Annotated in this window: 20 protein-coding genes; 15 read left to right on the plus strand and 5 right to left on the minus strand. The window is 52.0% G+C overall.

The window, feature by feature from the left end:
- Positions 1–56: 56 nt before the first annotated feature.
- The 3 genes from QMA41_RS18455 to QMA41_RS18465 form a co-directional block, all read right to left on the minus strand.
- On the minus strand, positions 57–563 hold the full coding sequence (locus QMA41_RS18455) for a hypothetical protein (RefSeq protein ID WP_235676512.1): 507 nt from the start codon (positions 561–563) through the stop codon (positions 57–59).
- 580 nt (positions 564–1,143) lie between these two features.
- Positions 1,144–1,980 (minus strand): hypothetical protein, encoded by an 837-nt coding sequence (locus QMA41_RS18460; protein ID WP_235676513.1) that lies wholly within the window; start codon positions 1,978–1,980, stop codon positions 1,144–1,146.
- A gap of 1,111 nt (positions 1,981–3,091) precedes the next feature.
- On the minus strand, positions 3,092–3,451 hold the full coding sequence (locus QMA41_RS18465) for a DUF6559 family protein (RefSeq protein ID WP_235676514.1): 360 nt from the start codon (positions 3,449–3,451) through the stop codon (positions 3,092–3,094).
- Positions 3,452–3,690: 239 nt separating this feature from the next.
- Between QMA41_RS18465 and cfa the strand changes: the two genes are divergently transcribed.
- Positions 3,691–4,815, plus strand: coding sequence for a cyclopropane fatty acyl phospholipid synthase (gene cfa, locus QMA41_RS18470; RefSeq protein WP_235676515.1), 1,125 nt, complete (start codon positions 3,691–3,693; stop codon positions 4,813–4,815).
- A gap of 437 nt (positions 4,816–5,252) precedes the next feature.
- Complete coding sequence (dnaB, locus tag QMA41_RS18475) at positions 5,253–6,602, plus strand: replicative DNA helicase (RefSeq protein WP_235676517.1); 1,350 nt, start codon at positions 5,253–5,255, stop codon at positions 6,600–6,602.
- On the opposite strand, the gene QMA41_RS18480 is transcribed toward dnaB, so the two are convergent.
- The gene (locus tag QMA41_RS18480) at positions 6,595–7,203 is read right to left on the minus strand and encodes a DUF2913 family protein (protein WP_019277172.1); all 609 of its coding nucleotides are present in this window, start codon (positions 7,201–7,203) and stop codon (positions 6,595–6,597) included. The genes dnaB and QMA41_RS18480 overlap by 8 nt on opposite strands.
- 410 nt (positions 7,204–7,613) lie before the next feature.
- On the opposite strand from QMA41_RS18480, the gene traA reads away from it, so the two are divergent.
- Positions 7,614–7,868 carry a type IV conjugative transfer system pilin TraA gene (gene traA, locus QMA41_RS18485; protein WP_031343380.1) on the plus strand — a complete coding sequence of 85 codons (255 nt, stop codon included), beginning with the start codon at positions 7,614–7,616 and terminating at the stop codon, positions 7,866–7,868.
- A 52-nt stretch (positions 7,869–7,920) separates the two neighbouring features.
- Here traA and QMA41_RS18490 read toward each other — a convergent pair whose 3' ends face one another.
- Positions 7,921–8,124 (minus strand): hypothetical protein, encoded by a 204-nt coding sequence (locus QMA41_RS18490; protein ID WP_281630363.1) that lies wholly within the window; start codon positions 8,122–8,124, stop codon positions 7,921–7,923.
- Between the two features lie 68 nt (positions 8,125–8,192).
- Between QMA41_RS18490 and traE the strand changes: the two genes are divergently transcribed.
- The 12 genes from traE to QMA41_RS18550 all read left to right on the plus strand — a co-directional run bounded on the left by traE (position 8,193) and on the right by QMA41_RS18550 (position 22,856).
- A complete protein-coding gene (gene traE, locus QMA41_RS18495) occupies positions 8,193–8,759 on the plus strand; it encodes a type IV conjugative transfer system protein TraE (RefSeq protein WP_235676518.1) in 567 nt (188 codons plus the stop codon).
- Positions 8,756–9,472 carry a type-F conjugative transfer system secretin TraK gene (locus QMA41_RS18500; protein ID WP_235676519.1) on the plus strand — a complete coding sequence of 239 codons (717 nt, stop codon included), beginning with the start codon at positions 8,756–8,758 and terminating at the stop codon, positions 9,470–9,472. The genes traE and QMA41_RS18500 overlap by 4 nt, the downstream gene beginning before the upstream one ends.
- Positions 9,465–10,850, plus strand: coding sequence for a TrbI/VirB10 family protein (locus tag QMA41_RS18505; protein WP_235676520.1), 1,386 nt, complete (start codon positions 9,465–9,467; stop codon positions 10,848–10,850). The genes QMA41_RS18500 and QMA41_RS18505 overlap by 8 nt, the downstream gene beginning before the upstream one ends.
- A 344-nt stretch (positions 10,851–11,194) precedes the next feature.
- Complete coding sequence (gene traC, locus QMA41_RS18510) at positions 11,195–13,786, plus strand: type IV secretion system protein TraC (RefSeq protein ID WP_235676522.1); 2,592 nt, start codon at positions 11,195–11,197, stop codon at positions 13,784–13,786.
- Positions 13,783–14,133, plus strand: a complete 351-nt coding sequence (locus QMA41_RS18515; protein ID WP_235676523.1) for a TrbI F-type domain-containing protein — start codon at positions 13,783–13,785, stop codon at positions 14,131–14,133. The genes traC and QMA41_RS18515 overlap by 4 nt, the downstream gene beginning before the upstream one ends.
- The gene (gene traW / locus QMA41_RS18520; protein WP_235676524.1) at positions 14,130–14,789 is read left to right on the plus strand and encodes a type-F conjugative transfer system protein TraW; all 660 of its coding nucleotides are present in this window, start codon (positions 14,130–14,132) and stop codon (positions 14,787–14,789) included. The genes QMA41_RS18515 and traW overlap by 4 nt, the downstream gene beginning before the upstream one ends.
- Complete coding sequence (gene traU, locus QMA41_RS18525; protein ID WP_235676525.1) at positions 14,786–15,799, plus strand: conjugal transfer pilus assembly protein TraU; 1,014 nt, start codon at positions 14,786–14,788, stop codon at positions 15,797–15,799. The genes traW and traU overlap by 4 nt, the downstream gene beginning before the upstream one ends.
- 10 nt (positions 15,800–15,809) lie before the next feature.
- A complete protein-coding gene (gene trbC / locus QMA41_RS18530; protein WP_235676526.1) occupies positions 15,810–16,391 on the plus strand; it encodes a type-F conjugative transfer system pilin assembly protein TrbC in 582 nt (193 codons plus the stop codon).
- Positions 16,392–16,432: 41 nt separating this feature from the next.
- Positions 16,433–18,109, plus strand: a complete 1,677-nt coding sequence (traN, locus tag QMA41_RS18535) for a type-F conjugative transfer system mating-pair stabilization protein TraN (RefSeq protein ID WP_281630383.1) — start codon at positions 16,433–16,435, stop codon at positions 18,107–18,109.
- On the plus strand, positions 18,106–18,825 hold the full coding sequence (traF, locus tag QMA41_RS18540) for a conjugal transfer protein TraF (RefSeq protein ID WP_235676528.1): 720 nt from the start codon (positions 18,106–18,108) through the stop codon (positions 18,823–18,825). The genes traN and traF overlap by 4 nt, the downstream gene beginning before the upstream one ends.
- Entirely contained in the window at positions 18,812–20,197 is a 1,386-nt protein-coding gene (locus tag QMA41_RS18545; RefSeq protein ID WP_235676529.1) for a conjugal transfer protein TraH, read from the plus strand. Before traF ends, QMA41_RS18545 begins: the two co-directional genes overlap by 14 nt.
- Positions 20,190–22,856, plus strand: a complete 2,667-nt coding sequence (locus QMA41_RS18550; protein ID WP_281630364.1) for a conjugal transfer protein TraG N-terminal domain-containing protein — start codon at positions 20,190–20,192, stop codon at positions 22,854–22,856. The genes QMA41_RS18545 and QMA41_RS18550 overlap by 8 nt, the downstream gene beginning before the upstream one ends.
- Positions 22,857–22,907: the final 51 nt, after the last annotated feature.

Consider the following 22,907-nt stretch of genomic DNA (forward strand, 5'->3'; position numbering starts at 1 on the left):
CTCAGCGATGGAATGAATAATAATACCAAGCGTTGGGAAGCACTCTTGAATGCTTGTTAGCCTGATGAACTGTTTAATTTTGTGCATACATGCTCGTTATTTGGCCAGCTCAGCGTCATTGATTCGCTGCCATGAGGTTCCACCGAAATGTAGATCATTTCGTTGAGGTGATTGTCGTTATCCAAGGCTTCCATCAGCTCACTTGTTACTTCGTTGTAATTTGACTTCACAGAGAGTTTATGATGAAACTCGGTGATATCTGTTATAAATTGGTCTCTAAACCATACTCCTTCACTTAAAACGCTTACTGAGACTGGTTCTCCTACTTCCTTTATGAACATTTCAAAACTGGCGTTTACCTCTACCAGACCATTTTCAAGGTATTGCCGAGTGTAAGATTCGCTCGAAAACAGCCCTAGCGGGTCACTACCTTCAAATGTGCAATCCCATTTGCCGATGAAAAAATCTCGTTCAAGCTTTACCTGTACTCCATCTTCTTCATAGTGCGTTGTGCTACAACCACTCAGCAAGAAAATTAACAGTAAATATTTAATTTTATTCATACGCTCCCTTCAGTAACACACATATGGCTAATGTTTGTATCATGCGCGCGCTCACTTTGATTGCTCAATGCGCAAGGACTAATCATTTATTATATCAATATTAACCCGCTGAAAAAGAGAAATAAATTATTAAAATTAAAGGGAAAGAGAGAGTACGCACTTTAGCTTTTGTTAGACGGGTCGTGGAGTGACACAAGCGGCTAGTGTCATTAAATCCCCAGTTTATTGGGGGAGTTTCGAGTGGTGGTGTTATTTGGCTAGATGCGGGCAGAGGCTCTTTACGCGACGGGAGAGTAGGGTGATCTGAGTGAGAATGCCCTTACCATTGAGTTGCACGTTTCTTTAAGTACTTGCGTGTCTTTTGTTTGCTTCTAGGCATGCCTTGAGCTTACCTTTGGGAAGAGGTGTCCAAGGTATTACGTTTAATGTTGTATGTTGGGGTATCCTGATGAATACGCTTTGAATGTTGCGAACGATGCAAAGTTTAATGCTTAAGGATGGCGTCAATTGGGTAAAACACTGCACATAAAAGAAGAGTAATTGACGCCATGTTCGTTTTGTGATGTTTGGAAGAACTGAGTTACTCTTGTACTGAAACGCCCTCATCAACTTCGTAATCGCTTAATGAAGAGTTAGCGCGAATATCAAGATCTTCTAGTGGATTTTCGGTAGCCCACAGTGCTCTTAGTTTAGGGTTGTGACGAACGTCCAAGCTGGTCAGCTTGTTGTCCGTTAAATACAGTTTTGTGAGACTGACGTTTTTACTGACGTCTAACGCCGATAACTGGTTAAACATCACGCTAAGCTTGTTGAGTTGTTCGTTTTTACTAACGTTGATGTTAAGTAGCTGATTGCTGTTTAAATCAACCTGTACCAAATTCGGGTTTTGGCTGAAATCTATAGTTTTCAGCCTATTGTCTTTTGCCCAGAAGTACTTCAGCTCGGTATTGCTTGATAGATTAAGTGTTTCTATTTGGTTAGACACTACGCTCAAGTCAGTAACATTAGGGTTCTTCGTAAGGTCGAGATCCGCAATCTGGTTAAAACTAACATTTAACTCTGTCAATTTTGGGTTCCCGCTTAAATCTAAACTCGTTAAGTTTGATTTCGTAATAGAAACTGAAGTTAACTCAGTATTTTTGCTCAAGTCGACGCGACTAAGTTGCTCACCAGATAACCACAATTCCTTGAGCGCTGGGAAATAACGGAGCTCATTTGCGCTGTCTATATTAAACTGACGACACACCAGTTTAGTTAATTTGGCTGGATTTTTTGTGTTTTGAGCGAGCACGCACTTTTGGAAATTGTCGTCCTCAAAATTAATATCGTTGACATCGAGGACTTCACTGGAAAACACATTTAGAGAGGCGAATAAGCCACAAGTGGCTACCATGAATTTTTGTTTGTGACTGCTCATATTATACTCTTTGAAAGAAGTAGAAGTTTCATAATGTAGATGTTTTGTTGGCAGAAGATAGTAACAAAATAGGAAATTTAGTTCATATTGTAATTAATTGTTTTTGCGGAAGATCAATTAATTTCTGATATGAAATGTTGCTTCCAAATACATAGAATCAACTAGTCATCATACTACTTGGTCAGGTGCACTAGGATTCATGTGCCAAGAGCACCGCCGAGAGGCACGAATCGTCATAATATCTAAGTGATTGGCGGTTTTCGGGGTTGCGTAAGCAATAAACCGAGTAACTACTTAAGATCTCTTACAGGGCCACTAGCGTTAGGGTGTAAACGCACATCGATAGCCCCAAGTAGGTGTTGGGAAGGCTTTCGTATGAACAACTACAGGCTGGTACTCCCGAATGGCCAGTTCGTCTCACCGCTGCAAATTATGGTAGGTAACGCATTGTTAGAAATAAACTCTGAGCTATCAATCAAAACATCAACTAAGCTATTGAATATCTCAAGGATTTTGACCAACCTAAAATCTAGTTGAAAGAACAAACACAAAGAGGACTACGCAATGATGTATTTTGAAAGTGCGCTATTTGCGTTACCCCTTGTTCTTTTCTTTCTGGCTAACTCATTTCAAAGAACTAAGACAGCAGTAAAGCTCATTTACCGAGTTGCTTTCCTGATCTTATTTGTTTTTATAAGTTACACACTTCTATTAAATCTAGGATTCCTTCAACTGACTCTAGGTGAGGAAGGAACACTGTTAATTGGTAGCGGTGTATTAAACCTAGCTTCTTGTGTAGTGGTACTTTGTCTATATATAGCTGTCCACAAATTTACGCTAGCAGTGTACGAAGAGTTCGAAGCTAACGACATAGACAAAGCCCTCAACATCGGATGTTAAAACTGTTTGTCAGTGCGTATTACGTAAATTATGTTAAATAAAATATTCATCTATGCGAAATCTGACTTGTTTGTTGCCATTGCTCCTCTCTTTTTTGAAATCCATTCAACATAATTGGATTTACCATAAAATAGGTAATAAGTAATGAACGCATCTAGCGATGCACCCAGTACTTATTACCGCCTTCAGACTTTGCGGCTGTAGTAATGGTTCAGTAACGGCTGCCCATGCCATGGTGATGCGACATATGATCGTCCATTTGCCCACCTTTCCATTTGTTTTGTTTAGCCAAATGTAGGACATCGTTCGCGGTGTATGCTTCACCACCGAAAAAGTCTTCTTCGATGTGAACCCTGATGGCAAGGACGGAGTCTCGAGTTGGCTCTTCTAGTGTATTGGGATCGCAAAACAATGCTGCGGCGATCAGCTTATGTCTCGGAGCTAATGATTGGCTCAAACGATAGATCTGAGCAAGAGTAAAATATTCTCTACTGCCAAACCCTTTAACCAGTTGTGGAGAGAGTCTGCCGATGATTTTTTTAATACGTCGTCGCCTTAGGAAGTTAAGCATAGTCTGGGCTCCTTTATGACTGCGAAGAAAACACCCTATTGTTCTGTATGCATGACTTAAGCCAAGATCTACATCAGAGTATATAACCTTTATACGTCATCTTTTGTCAGGACATCAATCCCTTTACTCTTTGAGTGGCGAGAAAAACGTCCAACAATGATTAATATGCCTTAATACGATGACAAATTAGCCAGACTTTTGTCTGATGCTTTGGCAACCAAAGGTATAGGAGTCAGGTGATGAAGGTGTTTGCCAAGGCATTAGAACGCATTTTGGAAAAAGCAGACATTAAGGTGAATGGCAATCGACCGTGGGATATTCGCTTAAGGGACCTTAATTATTTCGATCGTTTAGAGTCTTACGACACGCTGAAAATTGGGAATGGCTACTTACGAGGCGACTGGGAGTGTGATGCACTCGATGTCATGGTCAGCAAATTGCTTCAAAGTGGTGAGTTGGATGCCTATCGCTCGAATAAACAAAACCTGTGGTATTGGTGCTTGTCTAAGCTTTTTTCACCCTACAATGAGCAAGGCAGTAAGCGGGATATTGGCTTTCATTATGATATTGGAAACAGCTTTTACAAACAGATGTTGGATCCTTTGATGATCTACTCCTGCGGCTACTGGCACGAAGCCAGCGATTTAGCGGATGCACAGAGGAAAAAGCTCGATCTTATTTGCCGAAAGCTGGACCTCAAACATGGTCAAATGTTGTTAGACATTGGTTGTGGCTGGGGAGGACTGCTGTCTTATGCCGCTGAGCATTATGGTGTCCATGGCACTGGGGTGACGCTCTCAAAAGAGCAGTATGAATATGCCCGAAATCGTTACGCTCATCTACCGATCAATTTCGTCCTCGCTGACTATCGCCACATCGTAGGTAATACAACCTACGATCGCATCGTGTCGGTAGGTATGCTGGAACACGTTGGGGTACCAAATTATGATTTGTATTTTTCGATAGTGAACCAATTATTGGCGAAAAATGGGATTGCTCTCATTCACACGATTGGTCGAAATCAACGAGGCAGCGTGGACCCTTGGATACACAACTATGTTTTTCCAAACGGTTACATCCCTGCCCTGTCCGAACTTTCTCAAGCGTTCGAAAAAACAGATTTTGTCCTGGAAGACCTTCACAATATCGGCCCTCACTATGATCGCACGTTGATGGAATGGTGGAATAACATTCGACCTTTATGGGATCGTGAGGACATGCGAGGGAGAACCCAACAAAAACGTCAATGGCAATTTTATCTGTTGACTTGTGCTGGTACTTTTCGTGCGCGCGATCTGCAAGTGTGGCAACTGCTGCTGACACATAAAGGACGTGCTCACCCTGACAAGTCTCGAAGCGTTTAAATCGTTCGGTTTATTAACGGTTTTTAAGCATTATTCAATGTTGTGTGTCGTAGGTCATTAGGCGTAGCATGATTTCTGCACAGTTTGGGGCATAATCGACAAACTCAAAAGGGGTTCTAGAGGTGGTGCTCGGTCGATTATTCTCTTCTTCCACGTACTGTGCCTTACTTTGATAAGAAAACATGTTGTGTTTTGGCAGCCATTTATTGGCTGCCTTTTTTATGTCAGTTCACTTAGAGAATTGTTTAGGGGTTGATGAGCTTTTCTTTGTTAAAAATAAGATTGCTTATTCTATGTCGAGCTTTTTAGTTATAGTGCGTCAGTATTTATTATTAGACATACAAGTTTACGTTCACCCTAATCCAACATATTGTTATACTTAGCCAATATAATGATCCGAGCGCACACACGACGTGACAGAGACTGACAAACGCTTTATGACCCAACAATCTATCGACGCCATGAAAACACCCCCTCATTCCTTTGAAGCTGAGCAATCTGTCATTGGTGGCATCTTTATCGATAATTTGCGGTGGGAAGAGGTGTCAGCTCGTCTATCTGGCAAAGACTTTTATGCCCGCCCCCATCAGCTGATTTTTAAAGCGATCGCGGCCTTAATGGAAACGGCGATACCTGTTGATTTAATCACGGTGAGTGAGAAACTCGAGCAACAGCATCAACTCAGCGAGATTGGTGGATTGGCTTATCTCGCCGATCTAATGAAAAACACGCCTAGTGCCGCCAACATCATGGCCTATGTTGACATTGTAGCCGAGCGCGCCTTGCTACGGCACTTGGTCAAAACGGCCAACGACATTGCCGATTCCGCCTACGACACCCAAGGGCGCTCACCCGAGGAATTAATCGAAGAAGCAGAGCAACGCGTGTTTTCGATATCTGAAAAACGCCTCAATACTGACACAGTGTTTGATGCCAAGCGGCTGGCACTGGAAGCGTCGCTCAGGTTACGAAGTGGTGCAGGCCAAGCGATCACCGGTGTTAAAACAGGTTTCGAGGCGCTAGATAGCCTGACATTGGGGCTACAGAAGTCTGATTTCATTGTGGTTGCCGCTCGACCGTCACACGGAAAAACCACACTGGCACTTAATGTGTGTGAGAGTGTCTCTATGGACGCCGATAAGCCCGCGTTGATATTTTCGTTAGAAATGCCCCGTAATCAACTGATGGACAAAATCGTAGCCTCGTTAGCACACGTCAACTTAACCGACCTCAAAACGGGCAATTTAACCCCTGAACAGTGGCAAAATGTCGATTCCACGCTGGAGATGCTGCAGTGGAAAAACAATTTGTTGATTGATGACAGTGCAGGCCTGACACCCACAGAGCTGAGAGCCAAAGCGCGACGTTTAGCAAGAGAGCACGGTGGCTTGTCCTTGATCGTGGTCGACTATCTGCAGCTGATGCGCATCCCTGAATTAGCCAACAATCGTACCTTAGAGATTGCGGAGATTTCTCGTGCTCTCAAAGCGCTAGCCAAAGAACTCAACGTGCCTGTAGTGGCTTTGTCACAGCTCAATCGTTCGCTAGAGCAGCGTCCAGACAAGCGCCCAATCAACTCTGACTTGCGTGATTCAGGCGCCATCGAGCAAGATGCGGATGTGATCATGTTCATTTATCGTGATGAGCTTTACGACTCCAATAGCAAACAAAAAGGAATTGCTGAAATCATCATAGGCAAACAGCGCAATGGCCCGATTGGTGCGATACGATTAGCATTCCACGGCGAACTGTCGCGTTTTGACAACCTTTCAGTGTCGCCTAAGTAACATCAGCGGTCGGTCGACGTTCTTTGGGATGCAATACAATGTGAATTTGATGATTGCTTTCATTCCATTCTTTGATTTCGGAGCTAAACTGACTGCGTTCGTCTACCCACGACGCCAGCTCTTTGGCATCTTCCGATTGGTATAACAACGAAATGGGGGCGACTTGGTCGTTCGCACCATCAAATCCGTTTTCGATGTGTTCCTCTAACATGTAAACCACGCCAGGTTCAGGCACGGTTCCTTCTTCGAACAAACGAGAATCGATGCCTTTTTCGTCGTGAAGCGTATTCAGCAGTTGATACAGACGCTCAACGCCACCGACTTTGGTTCGACTGGCGCGATCGTGCAGTTCATACAATTTCTGCTCGAGATTACCGTGTTTGTCTCGCCCAACTCGAATCATCAGCTTGATGTCTTTCTTGATGTTAGCGAAAGCCTTGTCATTGAGCTTCTTTTTTAGGAACTTCACCAATATCTCGTTGCGTTTGGCAACGGGGACGTGTCGTTGGGAAGCGGCGACGTGGCACAGCAAATGCAGCAGAGCATCCGTCACCAAGGTACTTAAACGGTAAAAATACTCAAAATCTTTGTGAATCTTCATGAAGTGCGATCATTCTTTATCAAAATCTCAGACGATTTTGAAAAACATCCTTGTGGCCAACGGGCTACGGTTAGAGGGCACAGTATAAGTCCAAAGTCTTATACCCACCATGGTTGAGAGCCTATTTCGCGAAGTGTGTGGCCTCGCCTGTGCTCTATCATGTACCAGTGTATACGATAAGACGGGGATCCCCGCCGCCAACAAACACTAATAATCACCAATAATCTCTATTAATTTTCAAACTCTGCCTGTTTTCATCATATTCAACTGGTAGCACACCAGCACTCTAGCTGGCCCACCGACCGACAGGATGAATACGGGTGTCAAACGAACAACGCAACCGGACCGTCAAGCGGGAACCAGAGAAGAGCCACTCATCAAGCCTTCGAACGCGGCAACCCTTTCTGCTCATGGCGGCCGGCGTGGTGCTGGTGCTGCTCGCCATTCATAGTGCTCTAGGGGCTGACCTCTTTAGTGCGGGCAAACAAACCATCAAAGACACCGCCGGTTCGGGCTCCGCGGTTGAAAATGCCCTGCTTGCATCAGGTGCAATTGGGGCGGTGTCGGCCGGGTTTATGACGCGGAATTGGATGGGGGCTGTGGGTGGATTTATTGGTGGCATGATCTTCTGGGAAGTGGTCAAGCCGTTAGTCGGACTATCGTAGAGGACATACACCATGACAATCAACACAGGGTTTTACAGCATTCCAATGCACCTCAACCACGGTCCCCGACTCGTTGGTTTACCGCGTGACGAAGTGGCCCCGGCGTTATTATGGTTTGGGATATGCTTTGCGGCGCACCATCATCTGCTCGGCGGGGCACTGGGGTTACTTTGGTTTCTGGGATTGCGTTACCTGAAGGTCCAATATGGTCAAACTGTGCTCGTACGGTGGGGCTACTGGTGGTCCATAGCGCCACTTTCTCGTCTCTTCTTTACCCTCACTCCCCCTGCCGAGTATCGGTACTGGTTGTCATAGGAGTCAGAGATGGACCGCGCTATCCGACGCCAGTTTTTGGAAATCAGCCGACTACTCAACGTTTTTCTTGCCGTGGGTTTTCTCGCATTGAGCCTTGTCAGCGTCACCTTAGCCGCTGGATTGGCCTATGCGTTGTCTCACCAACGCTACACCATCGTACCACCGACAGTATCCGGGGCTTTTACATTGAGCCAAGTGCAAGTAGACAATGCGTATCTCACCATGATGAGTGATTATTTTCTGCACCTCAAATTCGACGTTACACCCAGTAATGTACACCGCCAATACGGGCGATTACTTGACTATATCCCCGCTTCCTTATGGCCGCTTGTCCAACCCACACTGCTAAAAGACGCCGAGCGAATTCGACACCAAAATGTATCGAGTCATTTAGATATTCTACCGGATGAAACCCGGGTCGACATCAACGCGCTGAAGGTCAAAGTGTCGGGCATATTAAGCAAAGCCGTCGGAGAGCGTCAGCTCCCGACACAAGCGGTGGACGTGCACGTCAAAATGGATTATCACCAAGGGACCATCCGTCTGTTGGCAATACATCAGGAGGCCAGAGAATGATCACTCGCCTCCTGATAGCGACGCTGCTGGGGTTTACGCCGATAACTGTGCTCAGCCTACCGGCGACACAGCACCCCTTTGCCTCTGGTGACACCATCACCCTAATGCTCGATCGACACGCACTCAGCCGCCTCTATGTGGGTGACGATAAAATACTGAGCCTAACCTGCCCAGCTGGGCACTGCGAGGTTGTCCAAAACCCCAACGATCCATCGGGGTCCATTTTGCTGGGACTTAACACCGACGATCCCTTCACCGCTCATATGGTCACCGAGCGCGGTCAATTGCTCGCGTTAGCAATACAACCCAGTGCCCAGGGTCGGTCCGTACATCGTTTTGACCTCAGTCACTCGGCGAAAGACTCCCTCATTGGCTCGTATGGACATCGCCTACTTCGTTTCGTCACTAGCTTAATGCAGTGGAGCCACATCGGCGACGATCCCTCTGACATGACGATACGGCGTTTAAGCTTAGCTGACCCGATGCCCCACGGACAGACGTTGACATTACTGCCTCTTGTCATTGGACGCCAATCCTCGCTATCGGCGATCGTCTACGACGTTCATAACGTCTCCGAGACCTCTGTCAGTTTGGACAATCGCGACTTTTATTCGCCTTCTGCTGTGGCGGCGGCACTTGAGGATACGGAACTGTCTCCAGATGCGCACACTCGGCTTTACTTAGTGATAGACAGGGAGGCTGGCCATGACTAAATCCGAAGGCCCCTCTTCGCCTGACCCAAAGACGTCCTCAGGTGACCAACTCAATGCGGATGTCTTCCGACGAAACGCTTGGGTCAGTGGTGGGGTCGTGGCATCAGCCTGCTTTTTGGTACTGGGGATGCTGTGGTGGCTTCAGTCTGACGGCACAGCCGATGACCCATCGGCGCCGACCGTTCACTTTGATAACATCATTGACCCGGGATTTACGGACATCGATCAACAAAGCGCGCTCGCGCAGCAAGACTTGGCTCTGACGGCCATGAGTGACCAACTTACGGCGTTGCACGCTCAGATAGAACAAGGGCAACAACAAGCGAATCAAAAACTAGAGCAGCTCAATGATGAGCTTCGCCGCCGCGTCAGTGCGCTGGAAAGCGCCGCTTCGGACCGACCATCGCAAGTCAACACGCACACCGAAGCCGAGCCAGTGTCATCCCCGCCACCAATGGCGCCAGCCGTGGCTTGGCCATCTCCCGAAGTTGACGCCGCTCCACCCTCTCTATCGCCCCTCATCGCGACACCCAAACCCTCGATACCCAGGTACCAAAGTCTTCATTTTCACTGGGCGGTCTCGTCCAAGCCCGCGCCCTTAAGCTTGGATGGCTACGTACCAAGCGGCAGTTTTGTCAGTGCGATTGTCACCGGGGGCGCCGACACAAACGCCGGGGTGCTCGCCCAAGGGGACACCGTGCCTTTGGTCTTTCAAACGTTGAACGCTGGCGTGTTGCCCAACGGTCAACCTTCTAAGCTTAACCACTGCACCATTACCGCCTCTGCGTATGGGGAAGTGTCTTCCAGCCGCGGGATCGTGCGAACCGATCGGATAAGCTGCGTTTTAGACGATGGCGCCATCATTGATCAACCCGTAAAAGGCACGGCTTTTAATTTTGGCCGCAATGGCATTCGAGGCACAACGCTACTCAAAAATGGCGACATTGTGCAAATGGCAGGCATTGCTGGGATCTTGACGGGGCTCGGTGAAACAGGGAAAGCCCTGTCCGAGCAGACCACCCTTCATCCATTGGGGTCGACACAAACCCTCAAGTCAGACCAAGCCCCTCTCAACTTATTGGGTCACGCAGGCTCAACCGTGGGGGCGAAATTGTCTGACTATTACATCAAACTGGCTGAAACCTATCACCCCATCGTTGAAATCAACCCAGGCACACTCGTCAACATTGTCTTTCTTGAAGGTTTCGCTTTAACGCCGCTGACCCAATCCGGGCACTCCCCAAGCAGGGAGACTATCCCCGTGCCCTCTCATTCACAGGGGCAAGCCTCATTCAACCCCCTTGCCGATGAGCTGCGCCAAGAAGGCCTAGAGCTCGCCCCTTCTCCCTCTTTCCAACAGGAGCTAAAGTATGAATAGTGTGACGACAGGATTGTGCGTACTCCTCTCTGGGTGCGCCGCCGGATTGGGTGACGATTACGCCTGCGAAGCCATCGGAGGGGTGGCAGGCTGCACCTCGATGTCGGCGATCCGCAACACCATCGAATCACCACCGCCCCAACTGCCAACCCCTCGCCCAATAACAGCGCAGGAGTCCGGCGCATCCTGGTCACCAACGTACCTATCCCCAACCCCGAAACGCCTGACGATCTTCCCTAAGGCCAGCGCGTCTGGGCCGTTTGTTGGTAGCATCGACCTTTACTTTACGCTTTCCAAAGGGCAGTGGCACCTCGGTTCCCCCCAAGCCTGGTGGAGCGAGTCTAATGAGTAACGCCCGTTTTTGGCATAAAGGCTGGTCGGCGTTTCAACACTTGCGTCAAGATGCCCTCCAGCATCGACCTCGATGGCACCAATGGTTACCGTACCGCGACTACGACAGTGAGCCATCGCTGTTCGTCAATGCGCGCAGCATGGGATTTGGCCTGGCGTTTCGGCCGTTGTCAGGTGCGAACGACGAGTTGGTTGAGTCGCTCAATGCCTGGGTGAGTGATTTGCCCCAAGGCAAGGACTGGGATTACCAGTTCATACTGCTCGGTCACAACCGAGTCTGCCAATGGCTGGATGCAAATGCCCAGCAAATGGGACAGCGAGGCGGCATCTGCGCTGAATTGGCTGATCAGGAGCGCCGTTACGCCTATTACGCGGCCAGGCATGGCTTTATGCATCAGCAACGCACCCACTTTGACTTACGTGACTACGAAGCGTACTTTTTTGTGTCGAGCTCAACCGCGTCACTGAGTTCCCTCACGTTAGTCCGTACCCAAGCAGAAACCACCTTGGCGCAACTGGGCTTGCCAGTCCAGCGGGTCGAGCCCGTTGGCTTACTCACCTTACTACGCGATCTGATCCATTTTTCCCCAGAACAAGACCGCCCCTTACCCGCCCAGTACAACCCACTCGATCCTCTGCATATTCAGGCCGTGGCGCGCGATGCGGAGATCCGCGTCCATCGCGATTGCATCGACACGGAATATCAGGGGGTGGACGGCGCGCCGATCCGCAGTCGGCAGATCCACCTCGGCCTGACGGCGTTACCGCATGAGTTTCGCCTGTACGCTCTGCCGGAGTGCTTCTCCTCGATGCGCAATGTGGCAAGGCAAGTCCCCTGCCCTCACGCGATCTGCGTCAGCTTTCGCCAAGAGAATACCGGACAAGCCGAGTACAGCAACAACCGAAAAATCGCCGATTTGACCAAAACCGTCCAATCGACCCTCGCGCTATTCTTGCCCTCAGCGTCGGATGAGCTCGACGAGCGACGGTCGATACAAAAAGGGTTGAGTAATCGCCAATACACCTTAAGTTCAATGAGTGTTGGTGTAGTGTTATTCACAAACCCAAAGGCACATCACGATCACGTCCAAGCCACGAAAGAAGCCTTTGCTGCCAATGGCTTGGAGCTACGCTTATTACCGATGCTGCAGGCCCAATGCCTGATGGCGTCCTTACCCTTTATGATGAGTGAAGGCCTCTGGGATGACTGTCAAAAGGTGGGACGTGTACGCACCATAAAGAGCAGTAATCTGGTCAATTTCTTTCCTATTGTCATGGATGTGCGCCGCCTCACAGGCGGAGTCCTGCTTCCCACTTTAAGGGGACAGATTTCGTTTTTTGACCCGTTTAACTGCGGCAGCGACAATCACAACATCGCCCTCAATGGTGGCTCTGGGGCGGGAAAAAGCTTCTTTGTCGAGCAACTGGCCAAAACGGTGTTTGCTCAAGGGGGGAAAGTGTGGGTACTGGATAAAGGCGCCAGCTACAAAAAACTGACGTTGATGCTGGAGGGAGTCCATCTCGACCACCGCCATATTTTCTTAAACCCCTTTACCCATTTGGAGACCATGAAATCGGCGCTACCGAGCCAGGGGACGACGTCATCGCCCACCGATGCCTACGGTCCCATCAAAGAAGCTCTCAGCAACATCACAGCTTTGTTTGCCACCATGGCGGCCCCTTATCAGCCATTAGACAGCTTTCAACTGGCGATCCTCGGGGACGCTATTGTCCAAGCATGGCAACGTCATGGAGCACGTACCTGTGTCGACGATGTACAGGACGCATTGCGTGTATTGGCCCACACTCAGCAACACGATCGACGGATTGAAGACATTGCCATTCAGTTGAACAAGTACGCCAAGAATGGTGTCTATGGTGAAACGTTTAATCGTCCCTCTTTGCTTGATCCCAACGTCGATATCACCACTCTGGAACTCGATGGATTTAACGACGATGTGCTTCGTCCTGTGATCTTCGCTCTCATGGTGTCAATCAATCAGCAGATGTACTTGTCCGGGGAACGGGCCCGCCGAAAACTGTGCGTTATCGAAGAAGCGTGGAACTTGCTGAGTGGCAACAACGCACAAGCTCGCTTGTTCATCAATACGGGGTATCGAACAGCGAGAAAATTTGGTGGGGCGTTTTGCACGGTCACGCAGGGCATCGAAGACGCGTTTGCCAGCGCGGAAGCCAAAGCCTGCTATGACAATTCAGACATTCACATTATGTTGCGTCAAGGGGAAGGCTTCGACGCCTTTCTGCGCGACAACCCCAAAGCTTTCAGCGCGCTCGACCAACATCTTCTCAAACATTTCCCCCGGGCACGCGATGCAGGATACAGCGCAGTACGCATCAAAGCTGGCGGCCAGGTAAGCTATCACCGAATATTCGCCGATCCTCTCACTCGCGCGTATCTGAGCACCGAGCCCAATGAATACGCCTGGTGTGAACAGCGTATCCAGTCGGGTGTGCCTTTAAAAACCGCCATTGCGCAAACCGCGGCGCATTTTTATGGCGAAGAGCTCGCCGCGTTTAACCAAGTGACGATGGCCTCATCGCCTGCGGCAGGAGGCCACTCATGAACACGGCGATGTTGTGGTTGCTGGGCGCCACCGTTCAAGTGTGCCTCACGGCGGCCTGGGTGCAGACGGCGACACCCCAGTGCCGTGTGGTCACACTCGACGTTGCACTGCTGGCTGCGCATTACCAGCAAACCCTAGTCGCTCAGTCTTTATCTGTTGAAGCCCAACACCAGAAATGGCAATCCTTCCGTGCTGCTGTAGAACAAACGATCACTCAGTATCAGCGACATCATCAGAGTTTGGTACTCAAACCCACGGCCGTGATTGCAGGGGCAACGGACATTACGGACACAATACAACAGGCGATGATCGCGGCCCCACATGCATTTTCGGAGGATACGCCATGAGCCGGTTAAGCATCTGGATCTTGAGTGGTGTGACGGCACTCCTGCCCGGCCCAGCGCCGCAACGACTGGGGGCCACATTCCCCATTGGCGAAGTCGACATGCTGGTCTGGATTGCGAAGCGACTCAAAACGTTGGAACAAGACGGTGGACTTGCGAAATGGCAACAAACCCTGCGCGAGCGTGTGCACGCCCAGTTTGCCTCTCCGCAGCCCCTTTCGCTCTCAACCACGCATAGGCCCACGACGTTTCTGGTTGACCCGAGTGTGCGTCTGTCTTCAGCGCGCAGTAGCGCCTCGCCGTTACTGCGCGCCGCACAGGGGCGTTGGATCAATCCATTTGACCAAGCCACGTGGCCCGAGCCTTCGCTCGCGATGTCGTTTCACTATCCCAAGGCCTTGGTGTTTTTTGATGGCCGGGATCCACACCAGCGTGAGTGGGCCACAAGGTGGAAGAGCGACCGCCCAATTGTCTGGATATTAACCGGGGGCAGGCCGCAAGAATTGGCTAAGGTGTTGAACGCACCGGTGTACTTTGATCAGCAAGGACGCCTTTCTCGCCAGTTGCAACTTCGAGCGGTGCCGAGCGTGGTGGTACAAGCACACCACTATTGGCAGGTAACCGAATACGATGTCATGGCCGAGGAGGAACAACAATGAAACGGCTTCGCCCGCTTCCAGTCTGGTGCTTATTGGGGCTCTTCCTCGCAGCCCCCACTCTGAGTGTTGCGGGAGCCGCATGCAGTGGGCACTTTATCAACCCACTTCGCGACGTGTGTTGGCGCTGCCTCTTGCCCATTACGCTCGGGGCGGTCCCGGTCTATCCAGGCCCCTTACCCGATACACCGAACCCAACCTTGCCGGTTTCTTTATGCCCGGCGCCCCCGCCTGTGATGGTCAGACTGGGCCTTAATCTTGGTTATTGGGAGCCTTATGCGCTGACAGACGTGACTCGATCGCCTTTTTGCATGGTCAATCTGGGGCTCCGTCTGAGCGGAGCCCATGCCCAGCGTATCGGAGGACGAAGCACATCCCGTGATGACGACAGCAGTGACGGTGGATTTTATCATGCTCACTGGTATCGCTATCCTCTGATCGAATGGCTGAAATTGCTGGAATCTGCCGCGTGCATGGAGACGCGTCCTTTTGACATTGGGTATTTTTCCGAACTGGATCCCCTCTGGCACGATGATGCTCTGGCCTTCGCTCTTCACCCCGAGGCGATTGTGTTCGGCAGCCCGGCAGCGCAGTTGGCTTGCGCCAGTGAAGCCATAGCCACCAGCACGCGTCGCCAACTGCCGTGGGACCACTTGTTCTGGTGCTTAGGCTCACAGGGCAGTGCGTATCCATTAACGGGCAACACCAATTATCGTGACTCGCCCATCCAAGCCGCCACGCTGATCATGGAGCGCCTCAATTACAAGCTCCACCGCCAAGGGATGGTGTGGGACAGCCAAGGCCGCAATGGGGCGGTGTGTCACCTCAAACTGTCCCCCTTTCTGCCCAAATCGCGGTACCGCTATCAAATGAGCGCTCCTATCCCGGATGCGGCCTGGTGTCACCCCTATACCACCCCCACCAGCCTATGGGAGATGGGCCACGACAATCCCTCCAGCGGAGACAATTTTGGCTTTGTTCAATGGCGAAAACGTAACTGCGTCATGTTGTAGGAGATAAGCGATGATATTGACAATTTTAAGGAAGATCTTTCCTCTGGCCTGGACACTTGGGCTGGCGATGATGTGGCCCGCTTCGGTATGTAGCGCCGGCCCATCCATTCGCACTTTTGACCCAGTCACAGCCGAACTGAATGCCCGTCGCTTTGGCGATGATCCGTTCACTCAGCAGCCCTACCCTGCCCGCATGCTGGTATTCATCTCTTTAACGATGCCTGACGCCTCGTTGCGAGCTCTGCTCCATCAAAGTCATGAATGGCAAGTGCCTTTGCTGATCCGTGGTCCGCTTCCTTCTGGCTTCAAAGCAACCGCTCGCCGTTTGATGGCGTTACTTAACCCCCCAGGCTCCTCGGTCATTTCTTCAGGCGTGGCGATCGATCCAGAGGCGTTTCACCAGTTCAGCATTCAGGACGTCCCCGCGTTTGTCCTTATCCGCCCCAACCGCTGTGCCCCTCAACGCCCTTGCACTCTCCAGGATCACGCCGTGGTGAAAGGCAATGTTTCCCTACGCGCGGCATTAGAAGCGTTGTCGGCCACTCCCATAGGCCACCTAGCGGATCGGTTACTCAAGGCACACCCGCAATGAACACTCGAGTTTGGATTGTGGGTCTCCTAGTGATCTATTCGATGTTCGGCTTCGCTGGGGCCAAGCGCGACTACGATGCCGCGGTTCCTTGGGCCCAGAAAGCCCAGCGCGATCTGCCGAATCGATTAGCACCAAACTGGACACCTTCAGACTATTGTCAGAGCGCAGCGTGTCAACACGATCGTCAAGCGTTACCTCCACCAGAGGAGTCGGCCCTTCGGCGATCCAGCCAGCAGCGCTTGAAACGCAATGAGCTGGCTCGCTCTATCGCAGACTCCGCCACCGCCACTCGACCGGATCCCTCGCAAGAACCAGCGTATCAGTTTGCCACTGTCGGCCAAGATCACGCGAACACCATCGTTCATGGCGGCCATGACGAGCGAGTCGACTGCCGCACTCAAACGCAATGTGCAACGCAATATCAGCCGAAAACCTGCAGCCAGCCGACTCAGCAACCCGTGTCCTGCGATGTCGTCCCTGTCGTCACGATGGAACGTGGCCCTATTCGCTACACCTGCCCATCCGGTTGGCAACGCACCGGTTCCGTATGTCGTCGACAAGAAACGCGGTGTTTATACAGCGGGGCAGATTATGTCTTAGAAAAAGGTGGAACGGGATGGTGCGCTGAACGAGGCGAATGGTATCAATGGCATGGACAAACCGTCTCGCCCCAGAATGGCTATGTGAAAGGGGCACTCAGGAGACAGTCAAGCCAATCTGGGTGTCGCGGGTCGCGCTGGCGTCGCCGCTATGAAATCTGTGGACCGCAAAAAGAAACCCGTCCAGCCAGTCGACGATGCACAGAGGGGTATACGTTGGTGGCGGGGGATTGTATACGCAACCGAATACGATGGCGCTCAAACTGTAACGATTTGCGTGACTGCGCTTTCACATCAAAGCGTTGTCATCAAGGCGAGGCAACACGCACCGTGAATGGGATCCCTACTCATTTGACCTGCTGGACATATCGTCATACTTATCAATGCCAATCCAAGGACACCTGCCAGGCCTATACCCATTGCCGCGTTATTAAGGCACATTGCGCTGAGCAACGTCATGGTGTCTGCACCCGTCAGGCGCGCGAGCTCTCGTGCCCCTTTAAGCAGTGCAGCTCAACAAAACTGGCGTGTGGTACGCCCTCGTTCTGTCTTGATGGGGAGTGCTATCACGCGACCCCTTCACAGTCAACCGCCTTCGCCAAAACGGCCTCAGCCCTTTCTGCCCTATCCCGGGCCGGCCAGCACTTAACTCAGCCGCCCCGGATCTTTGCAGGGCAAGCGGCGCATTGCGCGGAAAAACCCATCGGCTTTGCCAATTGTTGCCAAGATGGCGGATGGGGCACTGACCTGGGCTTAACGCAGTGTAGCCAAGAGGCACAGGCCATCGGCCGAGCCAAACGCCTTGGTACCGCGATCTATCTGGGCCGATACTGCGCCCATTCCGTGCTTGGCGTCTGTACTCGCTACCAACAAGGGTATTGCCTGTACGACAGTGTCCTGGCCAAAATCATACAACAGCAAGGCGCCGTCAAGCAGTTAGGGATTCCTTTGGGTAGTGCCAAGCATCCGCGTTGCCTCCCTCTAACGGCCAAACAATTACAGCGTATCGACTTTGAACGCATCGACTTCACTTCGTATTACGGGACACTCAAGCAGCGAATGCGATTGCCAACTCAAGAGGCATTGCTGACACCCAACTCCCCAGCGAGGCGTCCATGACGGCGCGCGCTTTAGCCTTGGCGGCGCTGATTTGGGTGCCATGGTCCACCGCCGCTCCTCTGGGTTGGCGGTGGTACAATGTCCCGACCTCCGTGCCCCCGGCCGTGGCATCTCCGCTAACGCCCCAAGCCCAGTTGCGCTGGTTTCATCAGCACTACCAAGCCAGCTTGGCGCAGGCCACACTAGCCCCGAACAACCCCGAATACGCCCTCAAGCTGATGCGATTGCATCGCTTTATTTTACGAAAAACGGAACAAACCGCCTCGACGTTTCAACGCGTGCTATTGATGCACCCTGAGCTGTCGACGCTTGTCGATCACCCCGCGGGTCAAACCGCCCGTGCCATCTATTACCGGCAGCAGGATCAGACGCAATCACGCACGCTCGACGCGCTGTCGGAAAAGGGCTGGGGCTTGTTCTGGCTATATCGCGGCGCAGACCCCTATAGTCAAGCGCTGGCGCCCAGTCTCCAAGCCTTTGCAGATGCGCATCATCTCGCGTTACTGGGCATCAGTGATGACGGCGTGCAAGCCAGTGGGCTCAAGCATCATCGTCATCACCGTGGGCAACTGGCCATTACGACCACCCCTGCTCTGCTGCTCGTTCAACCAAGTACCCGGCGTGTGCGTCCTGTGGCGTACGGTTTTCTGTCGACGTCTGAGCTGGCTCGACGTCTTTATCACGTTGTCACCGAGTTTCGTCATGTGGCGCGTTAACGGTTGGGGCGGTGTACTTCTCTTAAGCGTCCTCACGCCGTCCAGTAACGCCGCTGGGCTGCAAAGCGCGTTAGAGGCCTTTTATGATGGTTTAGAGTATCAGAGCAACGTCTCTAGGCCCCATGCCTATGAAGGACAAGCCGCCAATTACTACACCGGCGGTTCAGTGTACGTCAGGGCGCCCATACGACCGCTGTCACTCGGTTCGGTGACCTTACCCTCGATTAAAGCTGGATGTGGCGGTATTGATGCGTTCATGGGTGGCTTTTCCCATATCAACTCGGAAGAGTTGGTGCATTTCGGTAAGGCGGTCGTTGCCAATGCCTTGCCCTTTGCGGTCGATTTGGCGCTCCAAACCTGGGCCCCGCAGATCAAGCAGATCCGCGACCATTTACAAAGCGTTGCGGATCGCTGGCTCAACCAATCGATCAGTTCTTGCCAGGCCGCCCAAGCGGGCGTCAGTGGATTGGCTGCTTTTGCGGTGCCACAGACACAAAAGCATGTCTGCGCCACCATGGGCGTTCGCAACAATGCTTTCTCGGACTGGGTCGCCGCTCAGCAAGGGTGCGGCGTGGGCGGGCAGTCGAACGCACAGCTCAAACAGGCTCGTCAATCGCCCGATCTCGGCCCCCTAACCCAATGGCACCATAATTTGGTGTGGTCGGCCCTGTTAGCGATCCCAGAACTGTCTGCTGACCTGCCAATGGCTGAGTTTTTAATGAGCATCACTGGCACACAAGTCTACGATTCGGCCCAGCATTTACGGCGTTATCCAAGCTTGGCCACGGAATCCAACCGCCTGGTGGAGACCTTACTGACCGGAGGACGAGTCGCACTGTATCGCTGCCAAGATCGTTCCAAAATGGGTTGCCTGGCGCCCCAACGGGTTTGGGTTAGCCTCCCTGAGACGCAAGGCCTGCAGCAACGCGTGCAGCGTGCGCTGGTCGGTCTATACGATGCCCTGCTGCAAGACACTCCATTGACGGCGAAGCAGCGGTGGTTACTAGAGGGGACGCGCGCGCCGATTTTAGCGGTATTTAAAAGCGTTCACCGCGCAGGCTCTACGCCCAATTTTGCGGCGCACTCACGCGTGATCGCCGTCGAGCTGTTGGACACCTTTATGCAGACGATGCTCAGCAATGCGCGTAACGCGCTGCTGCGTCAGCGGCTGGACCGCAACGATGTGGCCAACATCGCCGAGGAAATCACGCGTGTCCAAGCGTTTTGCTTACGCTTTACCGAGCAAGCAAAGCAACAGCTGATCTGGCAAAACGATTTTATTGCGCATTATCAATTCCAAGACACGCAGTATCGCCAACGTCTTCAACACCAACTTCGGCCACTCTCAGGGCAGGAGCGCGGGCGTGATTGACTTGGATTATTACACCTATACCCAAGGCGCGACGCTGGTGCGTGTGCTGAATGCGGTGGTGGCCTTTTTTGGCAGTTCTCCTTTTGGGGATGTGTTGGCCATCGCTGTGATGTTGGGTACGGTTTCGACACTGCAACGTTTTATGATGACCCGCCACATCAAGCACCTATGGCTATGGGGAGTCACGTTTGCACTGGTGCCCACCCTACTGTTTAAGCAAACAGCGCGAGTTTGGGTCCACGACCTCACTGAGCCCAACGCGCCGATGGCGGTCGACCATGTCCCTTACCTGATTGCCCTCCCTACTTGGGCATTCTCGACCTTAATGGTGGGGATGGCCGAAGGGGTGGAAACCGCTTTCAATACGACGGATGACCGGCGCTACGGCCGCACGGGAATGCTGTTTGGTTCTGAACTGTATCGGTTGTCTCAGCACAGCCAGCTGTCCAGCGTGACCGTCCGTGAACAGTGGCAAACCTTTTTCAGCAACTGCGTGGTGGATGATATCGAGGTGAACAAGAAATACACCTGGGATGCGTTACGTCGCTCGATTGATGTGGTGGGGTTTCTGGATGCACAGACGATGAGCCCGGTCCGAGGGGTGTTCGATCAACAGGGGCATTTTCGTACCTGTGCTGAGTTTTATCCTCAACTCCGAGGGGAGTTCGATCGCAGCGCCACGCTGGCGTTGCAACGACTTGCGACGCAACTCTATGGGCCAAACGCCAAGGCTCACTACACACATTTAGCCCAATCACTGTCTGACAATTATCGCGCGTTTCTGGGCATCAGTGACCATGCCGTAGGGCTGCTTAGGCAAAATTTGGCCCTGAACGCTGTACGTATGGGGATCGCCCGCCTGGACTCCACTGCTGGCGGCCTGGCGTACGCGTACACGCAGAACCAACTGCACCAAACGACCATGGGCTGGTCAATCGGTCTCCAGGCGCGAGATACGTTACCTATGCTCCATGCGATCATGTTTTTGGTCTTCAGCGGTAGCGCCTTCTTTATCGCCGTCGCCGCGATGATCCCGACGTTGACCCGCTCGGTACTGAGCAATTACTGCCGGGTGTATGCCTATTTAGCGATGTGGCCAACCTTATTTGCGCTGATCAATGCGTTGATGATGTGGACTCTGGACGCATTTTCTCCGTACCAGACTCAGGGCATGGCAGGCCTCACCCTGAGCAATGCGGATGCCTTATACGCTCTTCACACACGTTTCGCTGCCGCCACTGGTGTCGTCATGCTCTCTGTGCCGGTGTTGGCCGCTAAGTTATTGCAGGGAGGGATAGGCGCCGTGGCAGGCTTGCACCAACAGTTTGCCTCTATGGTGCATGCCACCAATACTCGTGCGTCGGCGGCCTCAGCGACGGGCAACCTAGACTTTGGTCAGGTTCATATGCAGACCCATCAGTTCAACACCACGCACGCCAACAAATGGGACGACAACGTGCTACTTCGTTCTGGTGTCGCATCAACACAAGACGCCCGCGGCGCAATGACACAGACGTATGTGAACGATGGCTTCCGCCAGACCTATGACGCTAGAGAGACCGAATCCAAGCCCTTATGGCAGACCCAGGCGCAGCGCACTATCCAACGCAGTCTCCAATCCCAGCTCCAAGATGCCCAGCACCAACAGGCGCAATGGCAAGATCAACTGAGCGCTGCCTACCAACAAAGTGCCCAATGGCACGATCGCTGGAGTGACCAAGCCGCCCTAACGCGTAACTATGGCCACAGTGAGCACAGCAGCGCCGACGGTCAGATCCTCCGTACGCGTAGCAATATGGAATCCGCTATTTCGGGTGTTGCCAACACCATGGGATGGTCCCAGCAGCAAGCGGTGGCTTTTGCCACGGCGATGTCGGCACACGCAGGCATGGCCGTTCCGTCTTCCTTAAGTGCGATCACTGGGGTGTCCGCGGGACTTAACGCCCAATGGAGCGCGGAAGAACGACAGCAATACCAAGCCATGAGCGGCACGCAGCGTCAAGCCCTCACGCAAGCCTTGACCCAGTATCAACAAGGGGCCAGTGAGATGCTCAAAGCGGGCTTGCAAGTCAGCAGCCAGACGCAGCACAGTGCCTTAGCCCAATACGCTCAGGATTTTTCACTGCATCACCAGCGTCTGCAAGGCCTCACGCAGTCGGCGACCCAAAGCGAAACGCACATGAACAGCCTCACTCGCCTCGGGCAATTGCTGAGCAGCGACGGTCACAACCTAACGACCAGTACGATTTCTGGCTTCCAACGTTACCTAGAACAACAACCTGAGCGACCGGAAGGTTGGGTCGCTCGACTGATGACGGCACGCCTACCCGAAGATCTGAGTGAGGTACAACAAGAGTTTAGTCAGTATCTACGCAGCGCGAATTTTCATCAATCCATCATACCTCGCCTGAGTCAAGAGCCTCCCCCTCCCTCTCTGACCCCAACGCAGAAAAGCCGACTCTCCACTCAGTCCGAGCAAGCGCATCAGCGCATGGACGAAGTGCGTGCTGGCGCTTTTAACTTACTCGAGAGCGGCAGTTTGTTTAGCGATCAGACTCATCGACAGGTACGCGCGAACGCGTTGGTATGGGGCGGAGAGTTACAGCGCCAAAGTACGCCGGATAACCATGGAGACGAGCGTGATGCGCCCACTGATTAGTCTCTTATATCCTGTGCGCACTGCGCTCCAAAGTGGCCGATTGCTTTTGGC

Source organism: Vibrio sp. St2, assembly GCF_947311885.1.
Classification (GTDB): domain Bacteria; phylum Pseudomonadota; class Gammaproteobacteria; order Enterobacterales; family Vibrionaceae; genus Vibrio; species Vibrio coralliilyticus.

Coding starts and splice junctions, on each gene's coding strand:
- traW (WP_235676524.1), top strand. CDS start 14,130: ATGAGCCGGTTAAGCATCTGGATCTTGAGTGGTGTGACGGCACTCCTG.
- dnaB (WP_235676517.1), top strand. CDS start 5,253: ATGACCCAACAATCTATCGACGCCATGAAAACACCCCCTCATTCCTTT.
- traA (WP_031343380.1), top strand. CDS start 7,614: ATGGCGGCCGGCGTGGTGCTGGTGCTGCTCGCCATTCATAGTGCTCTA.
- QMA41_RS18455 (WP_235676512.1), bottom strand. CDS start 563: ATGAATAAAATTAAATATTTACTGTTAATTTTCTTGCTGAGTGGTTGT.
- traC (WP_235676522.1), top strand. CDS start 11,195: ATGAGTAACGCCCGTTTTTGGCATAAAGGCTGGTCGGCGTTTCAACAC.
- traF (WP_235676528.1), top strand. CDS start 18,106: ATGACGGCGCGCGCTTTAGCCTTGGCGGCGCTGATTTGGGTGCCATGG.
- QMA41_RS18465 (WP_235676514.1), bottom strand. CDS start 3,451: ATGCTTAACTTCCTAAGGCGACGACGTATTAAAAAAATCATCGGCAGA.
- cfa (WP_235676515.1), top strand. CDS start 3,691: ATGAAGGTGTTTGCCAAGGCATTAGAACGCATTTTGGAAAAAGCAGAC.
- QMA41_RS18515 (WP_235676523.1), top strand. CDS start 13,783: ATGAACACGGCGATGTTGTGGTTGCTGGGCGCCACCGTTCAAGTGTGC.
- QMA41_RS18505 (WP_235676520.1), top strand. CDS start 9,465: ATGACTAAATCCGAAGGCCCCTCTTCGCCTGACCCAAAGACGTCCTCA.
- QMA41_RS18500 (WP_235676519.1), top strand. CDS start 8,756: ATGATCACTCGCCTCCTGATAGCGACGCTGCTGGGGTTTACGCCGATA.
- QMA41_RS18480 (WP_019277172.1), bottom strand. CDS start 7,203: ATGAAGATTCACAAAGATTTTGAGTATTTTTACCGTTTAAGTACCTTG.
- traU (WP_235676525.1), top strand. CDS start 14,786: ATGAAACGGCTTCGCCCGCTTCCAGTCTGGTGCTTATTGGGGCTCTTC.
- trbC (WP_235676526.1), top strand. CDS start 15,810: ATGATATTGACAATTTTAAGGAAGATCTTTCCTCTGGCCTGGACACTT.
- traE (WP_235676518.1), top strand. CDS start 8,193: ATGGACCGCGCTATCCGACGCCAGTTTTTGGAAATCAGCCGACTACTC.
- QMA41_RS18545 (WP_235676529.1), top strand. CDS start 18,812: ATGTGGCGCGTTAACGGTTGGGGCGGTGTACTTCTCTTAAGCGTCCTC.
- traN (WP_281630383.1), top strand. CDS start 16,433: ATGTTCGGCTTCGCTGGGGCCAAGCGCGACTACGATGCCGCGGTTCCT.
- QMA41_RS18460 (WP_235676513.1), bottom strand. CDS start 1,980: ATGAGCAGTCACAAACAAAAATTCATGGTAGCCACTTGTGGCTTATTC.